This window comes from Phormidium pseudopriestleyi FRX01 (genome assembly GCF_017313335.1).
Taxonomy (GTDB): domain Bacteria; phylum Cyanobacteriota; class Cyanobacteriia; order Cyanobacteriales; family Laspinemataceae; genus Laspinema; species Laspinema pseudopriestleyi.
In genome coordinates this window covers 1-5,838 of record NZ_JAFLQW010000009.1, presented here as the reverse complement: position 1 = coordinate 5,838, position 5,838 = coordinate 1, and the positions used below count along the sequence as shown (strand labels likewise).

General features: G+C 45.7%; 8 protein-coding genes. 4 read left to right on the top strand and 4 right to left on the bottom strand.

Annotated features, from left to right (window positions below; genetic code table 11):
• Positions 1 to 107: 107 nt before the first annotated feature.
• Together rsmG and J0895_RS00325 are read right to left on the bottom strand one after the other, a co-directional pair.
• Entirely contained in the window at positions 108 to 914 is an 807-nt protein-coding gene (gene rsmG, locus J0895_RS00330; RefSeq protein WP_207086160.1) for a 16S rRNA (guanine(527)-N(7))-methyltransferase RsmG, read from the bottom strand.
• A gap of 187 nt (positions 915 to 1,101) precedes the next feature.
• On the bottom strand, positions 1,102 to 1,776 hold the full coding sequence (locus tag J0895_RS00325) for an ABC transporter ATP-binding protein (protein WP_207086159.1): 675 nt from the start codon (positions 1,774 to 1,776) through the stop codon (positions 1,102 to 1,104).
• Positions 1,777 to 2,081: 305 nt separating this feature from the next.
• Here J0895_RS00325 and J0895_RS00320 point away from each other — a divergent pair, with 305 nt between their 5' ends.
• From J0895_RS00320 to J0895_RS00305, 4 genes are all read left to right on the top strand, one after another.
• On the top strand, positions 2,082 to 3,011 hold the full coding sequence (locus tag J0895_RS00320) for a Sll0314/Alr1548 family TPR repeat-containing protein (protein ID WP_207086158.1): 930 nt from the start codon (positions 2,082 to 2,084) through the stop codon (positions 3,009 to 3,011).
• Positions 3,012 to 3,240: 229 nt separating this feature from the next.
• Positions 3,241 to 3,693 (top strand): DUF3531 family protein, encoded by a 453-nt coding sequence (locus J0895_RS00315; protein ID WP_207086157.1) that lies wholly within the window; start codon positions 3,241 to 3,243, stop codon positions 3,691 to 3,693.
• A gap of 63 nt (positions 3,694 to 3,756) precedes the next feature.
• Positions 3,757 to 4,191, top strand: coding sequence for an NUDIX hydrolase (locus J0895_RS00310; protein ID WP_207086156.1), 435 nt, complete (start codon positions 3,757 to 3,759; stop codon positions 4,189 to 4,191).
• A 52-nt stretch (positions 4,192 to 4,243) separates the two neighbouring features.
• Positions 4,244 to 4,894, top strand: coding sequence for a Uma2 family endonuclease (locus tag J0895_RS00305; RefSeq protein WP_207086155.1), 651 nt, complete (start codon positions 4,244 to 4,246; stop codon positions 4,892 to 4,894).
• Positions 4,895 to 5,024: 130 nt separating this feature from the next.
• Here the strand turns inward: J0895_RS00305 and J0895_RS00300 are convergent, their stop codons facing one another.
• Both J0895_RS00300 and J0895_RS00295 read right to left on the bottom strand, forming a co-directional pair.
• Positions 5,025 to 5,345 (bottom strand): DUF2973 domain-containing protein, encoded by a 321-nt coding sequence (locus J0895_RS00300; protein WP_207086154.1) that lies wholly within the window; start codon positions 5,343 to 5,345, stop codon positions 5,025 to 5,027.
• A gap of 158 nt (positions 5,346 to 5,503) precedes the next feature.
• The gene (locus tag J0895_RS00295; protein WP_207086161.1) at positions 5,504 to 5,821 is read right to left on the bottom strand and encodes a DUF2605 domain-containing protein; all 318 of its coding nucleotides are present in this window, start codon (positions 5,819 to 5,821) and stop codon (positions 5,504 to 5,506) included.
• Positions 5,822 to 5,838 lie beyond the last annotated feature (17 nt).

Below are 5,838 nucleotides of genomic sequence, written 5' to 3'. Positions count from 1 at the left end.
TCGCTTCTAAATCCTCAGTAACACTGGGCATCTTCTGGATATGCCAGTCGGTTCAGCTAACTCTCACATTTCCAATTTCACACAATTTCAGACAATCCGACCCCCGATTACACTAGAGGATTTTGAGCCGGTATCCCTACTGCACGGGGAAATTCAGGACGAGTCGGCGCAACCTTTCGCAAATAAACACAAGTGCGAACACTATCGGTTAGCGGGGTCGTAAATTTCTCCACAAAATCCACCATCCCACCCAGTGGCTCAACTCCAACCGAGACCACTTGCGCCTCTTCATCAGTCCAATGACCGCGATACAGAATTGCCCACCCGCCAACTTTCAGCAAGGGAAGGGCATATTCTGCACAAACCATCGTCGGCCCGATCGCCCGCGCAAAGGCGAAATCATACCGTTCCCGATGTTGAACCGAACGACCCATCTCTTCCACTCGGCCCACAATCGCCTTGGCATTTTCCATCCCCAACTGATTAATCAAACCCTGGAGAAACGTAATTTTTTTACGAGTGGAGTCCAATAGAGTCACCTGCCACTCAGGACAAGCGATCGCCACCGGCAACCCCGGAAAACCCGCCCCAGTTCCAATATCGATCGCCCGAACTGACCCATTCTCCCCTTCCGAAGGAACCATCCCCGTCTTAGGGGAAAAGACTTCCTCGGAGGTAGAACCCAACGGTTGAGATAATAACGGCGTAATTGCGCGCAGAGAATCCCACAGATGCTTTTCCCAAAACTCATCCGGTGCAGTAATGCGAGTTAAATTGAGGGATTGATTCCCTTCGAGAATGCCTTCATATAGGCTTTGAAATTCCAGCAGATGACCCTCATCGGGCTGCCAATTCATGGTTTTTTCCCATAGTTTGACATTGGATGGCAGGACGAGTTTGTCAGGTTCATTCATAGTTAGTCGTTCAAATAGAAGCTCTTTTGGGTCTTTTTGAGGTTTGGGTGGGGGGAAAATCCAGATTTTAACGACTTTAGTCGTTACTACAAACTGTTAGACTGGGAACCCATTGGGTTGTTATCAGAAGTCGGGGTTTAGCAATCGGATTGAGACGGGGGATAAAAAGCGAGAATCCGGCGATCGCTCAAGAAGTGACCACCGAGAGTTGAGTGCTAATGGCGAGTTTATTCGGTTCGACACTTTGGAGTTCCCCGTGATTGAGGGTCCAACAGCAATCGGCGATCGGCAACAGGTCCCCGGCATCATGGGTGACCACCAACAAACTCCAGTGCTTCTTCAACTTCGCCAACAGGGTGACTAAATTGCGCCGCATCGACCAATCTAAACCCGCCGTCGGTTCATCCAGTAACAGCAAATGAGGCTGCCGAATTAATTGTACTGCCAATGCGAGTCGGCGCTGCTGTCCCCCACTGAGAGATTGGGGCGCTGTCTGCAACGATAACCCATCCAAACCCACTTCTTGCAACGCCTCATGGACCCGTTCAGACCCCAGTTCCGGATGCCCCAAGCGCAACTCTTCCAACAGGGTTCCACAACAAAAATGCCGTTCGGGGAACTGAAACACCAAGCCCCCTAATTGTTGCAAATGGGCTGGGGTCAACAGTTGATCCCGCCAGAAAATGTCACCTTGGGTTTTTTCTGCCAACCCTCCCAAAATTTCTAACAAGGTGGATTTACCAGAACCGCTTGGCCCAATAATCAAGCCTAACTGTTGTGGGGCAAATTCTAAGTCAATGGACTTGAGAATCGGCGTAGGAGTCGCGGTGGGATGGTAGGTCAGGTTTTTCAGATAAAGCATTGAAACCCGTGTCAATAATAGGGGATTAAACGAGATTGTACAGACTCAACAGCGTTGTACTGCTGAGTGTCTATTTTATTTTGACAAACTTAATCCGATTACACTACTGCGGGATGGTTTGGAACTTGCCCTTAATCCGGGCGTCACTACCTGTTTAGATTAAAACACATCACTTTTTAGCCCGGACTTCTCCTGTAACGGGATTAGGATTCTAAAATGGAAATAACCGGCCTGAGTCGCGATCGCGACTCAAGGGGGATTCAGGATTTTTTGGCATCATCAAGGCAAAACAGACGAGGCAGAGTATGAACTATCGGTTTTCTATGGCGGGTCGGTTGATGGCCGCGATCGCCGGGACTGCGGCGATCGCCTTAACTTACAGTATCAGTCCGACTCTGGCTTTAGACCCCTTCCGCACCGAAAATCGCCATGAAATCGGCGATCGCACTGAAGCCGCATTTAAAACCCTCTTTGAACGGGGAAATTATCAAGAAGCACTCCGCAAACTTCAACAAGCTGAAGAACTAGAACCCAATGAACCTTTAGTCTATGCGATGCAGGGGGCTTTGGCCTATTTAGATGAAGACTGGGATCGCTTAAATGATTATGCAACGCGCACTCGGACTACTGCCGAATCTTTGTTAACGGAAAATCCTTTACGCGGCAATCTTTATATAGCCGTGGGTCATTTTTTAGAGGGCGGTTATATTATTAGTACCGAAGGCACCTTGCGCGGGGTTCCCAAAGCAATGGGTAAACTGCGAGAAGTGTTCAAGCATTTTGATGCTGCAGAAAAAATTGCGGCTAATGATCCCGAGTTGAATCTGATTAAAGGATTCATGGATTTAATGTTAGCGGTGAATCTGCCCTTTGCCAATGCCGATGATGCGATCGCCCGCTTGGAAAATTATGCAGCCCCTTCTTATTTAGCCTATCGGGGAATTGCCCTAGGCTATCGCGATTTAAATAATGTGGATCAAGCGTTATCTGCGGTGAATCGGGCATTAGAAATTACCCCGGATAATCCAGAACTGTTTTATCTTAAAGGACAAATTCTAGTTAAAAAAGGAAACGATCTGAATAATATGGAATTGCTGCAACAAGCGGAATCTAATTTTCAGACAGCCCTGGTTCAATCCGAGGAAAAATTCCCCGAAACCTTAAGACGGCAACTGCAACGAGAACGCGATCGCAATGTTCGCAAAATGCAAGAATTAGCCGCCGCCTCCCGATAACCTCTCCCCGGAAACCGCTATTTTCGCCGAAGCCGAGGGCCTCGCTATAGCAAAGGTTAAACACCCGGTTTCTTGATAAAAACTCTATGAATCAGTCACAAATCTGGGCAAGAAACCCAGTTTCTTGTCCGACTGATTGAACAACAATGAACCGACGCCTAGATATGTTAATCTATAGGCGTCGGTTTTTTTGACCTTTAATCTCCCCTTGATGTAGAGACACAGAAATATGCAAGTAGAGTTTCGGGAGTTTAACCCCTTTGATGTCTGGATCTGGTTGGAGTTTAGCACCAGTCCGGGCAAGAGTGAAAAGCAGTATGTTGAAGAAGTCTTCGATTCTTGGTTTTTTCTCGGCAAACTGGGGGGATTTAATGCAGAAAATCTCCAAGTTCAAGACACCGGATTAGAGATTAGCTATATGCAGTATGATTCGGTGACGGCTGAAAAAAGTTTGATGGCGCTGATGCACAATATGGGAGACTTTGAATATAATGAGACCTGGGGGCGGTGCTGGTTTGACCTCGGGACCAGTGATGCGATCGCCATAGATATTCTCATTAATTCCCTCGATCGCCTCAATCAAGAATTTGTAGTCATCGAACGTCTCATTCTCGGCGGTGAAAATTCCGATTGGCCCGTGGCTGATAGTGACAGCCGTTCCCGATTCGCTGACGATAATTAGTCTATTTATTGTCAATTTTCCCAGTTAATTGGACTGGGAAAATCTATTTTTATTGATTAAAAAATGAGCAAAAAACCAAAAATTCGCGTCATTACATTAGGGCTAATTCAAGACAAAAATCGCCTGTTTGTCTCTGAAGGCTATGATTCGGTCAAACACCAATCATTTTATCGTCCTTTAGGAGGCGGTATTGACTTTGGCGAAACCAGCCTTGATGCTTTAAAACGGGAATTCCAAGAAGAAGTCAAAGGAGAATTGACCAATATTCATTACCTAGGTTGCCTAGAAAATATTTTTATTTATAACGGCAAACCGGGCCATGAAATCATTCAACTTTATCGCTGTGATTTTAGCGATCGCAAATTTTATGAACTAGACTCTATCCCCTTCTTTGAAGGAAAACGCGAAGTAATAGCCATCTGGGTCGAGATAGACAAATTGATATCTGGTGAATTAGTTCTCGTCCCTACAAAATTGTTAGATTTTATTAAAACATGATACTTAATACAAATGCTAAATTACCCTAAAAAATAATCAAAGGAGGCAAGAAATGCTACTAGAAATCAATAGAATCACCGTACCACCCGGACAGCGAGTCCTATTCAAAGATGTAAGCTGGAAAGAATTTGAAGCCATTTTAGAAGACTTGGGCGAACATCGAGGAGCAAGAATTGCTTACGATAACGGAACCTTAGAAATTAGGAAACCCCTACCCGAACAGGAAACCGGGAAAGTTTTAATTAGCAACTTAGTAGAAATTCTCCTAGAAGAACTCGACATTGAATTTTGGTCTCTGGGTTCGACTACGTTTAAAAATCAAATCATGACACAAGGTATTGAACCGGATAACTGCTTTTACATCCAAAATGAGGCTGCAGTGCGGGGTAAGAACCGATTAGATTTGACCGTAGATCCTCCTCCAGATTTAGCCTTAGAAATTGATGTGACCTCGCGCACCCATCCGAGGATTTATCAAGGGTTAGGCGTACCGGAATTATGGCAGTTTGATAAAGGAACCCTCACAATTAGCCTACTCCAAAAAGATGGCACTTATCAACAAGGCGATCGCAGTCAAATTTTCCCCAAATTTCCCCTAACTGAAGTCATTCCCCAGTATTTAAACCAAGCGAAAACCGCAGGCAGAAATAAAACAATGAAAGCCTTTCGCGCCTGGGTTCGAGAAGTTTTGACCAGCTTTTAGGGAGCAAAACCTGTTGTTCTGCGCTTACCCAATCCAAAAGCCGGTCAACACCCTGAGTTCACCGGCACCCTTGCATTTTATGAGTCTTTAGACCTCTAAAATCTAAAATCTAAAATCTCTCATTTTTGATTTATTTTTCTTCCTTACTCTCCCCGGAACCTCCCGGTGAAGCATCATATAAAGCATCTAGGCGTTCTCGGGCATCATCCATTGTCATGGATTTCATGACCATCAACGGTTCATTGACCACATTTCCGGACGCATCAAGCAGTTCCGGATGGGGGACCGGACGTTGATACCGTCCCATTGCTGAATTCGGGGACCCAGAGTTCCCCCGTCCCGGTGGATAGGTTCTGGATTCACTACTAAGCATGACCAAACTGCGAATCAAGTTTCCGACGGCGAGAAACGCCAAAATGGTAAAGGCAAAAATGTAAACTAAGTGCAGCATATTGATATCCTCCGGCGCAGTCAGGTGATTAATCGGTAACTCAGGGGGCTATAAAAGAGTGTTTCTGAAGTTGATCGTCAGTTTTTGCTCTTAAAGCCGATCTAGGGATTTAATTTAAGGTTGAAACAGGAGTCGAGGGAACTTCCATCGAGGATAGCCTAGAGGGAATTTTCCATGCGAAACCGCATCGAGACTTGCCAGCATTCGGTTAGCAATTTGTGCCACGGCATCAGCACTTCCATTTCTACACCCACCTGACCCTCTGTGGCCCTGAGTAGCATTTGAGCTGTGGTGACTTCTTTCTGTGCGTATTGCACTCGGGCGAGTAACTCGGATTGGCCCTCTTTCCCCAAAAAGGAGATTTCCTCATTTTCCAATAACTTGCGCGATCGGGCAAACCAATATTGAAAATCCTCTAATAACGGTTCTAGTAGGGTTTTGAGTAAATTGGGTTCGGGAAGATTGGGATTGAGCATGATTTCCAAATAATCGG

Coding starts and splice junctions, on each gene's coding strand:
- J0895_RS00320 (WP_207086158.1), top strand. CDS start 2,082: ATGAACTATCGGTTTTCTATGGCGGGTCGGTTGATGGCCGCGATCGCC.
- J0895_RS00310 (WP_207086156.1), top strand. CDS start 3,757: ATGAGCAAAAAACCAAAAATTCGCGTCATTACATTAGGGCTAATTCAA.
- J0895_RS00295 (WP_207086161.1), bottom strand. CDS start 5,821: ATGCTCAATCCCAATCTTCCCGAACCCAATTTACTCAAAACCCTACTA.
- J0895_RS00325 (WP_207086159.1), bottom strand. CDS start 1,776: ATGCTTTATCTGAAAAACCTGACCTACCATCCCACCGCGACTCCTACG.
- J0895_RS00315 (WP_207086157.1), top strand. CDS start 3,241: ATGCAAGTAGAGTTTCGGGAGTTTAACCCCTTTGATGTCTGGATCTGG.
- J0895_RS00300 (WP_207086154.1), bottom strand. CDS start 5,345: ATGCTGCACTTAGTTTACATTTTTGCCTTTACCATTTTGGCGTTTCTC.
- J0895_RS00305 (WP_207086155.1), top strand. CDS start 4,244: ATGCTACTAGAAATCAATAGAATCACCGTACCACCCGGACAGCGAGTC.
- rsmG (WP_207086160.1), bottom strand. CDS start 914: ATGAATGAACCTGACAAACTCGTCCTGCCATCCAATGTCAAACTATGG.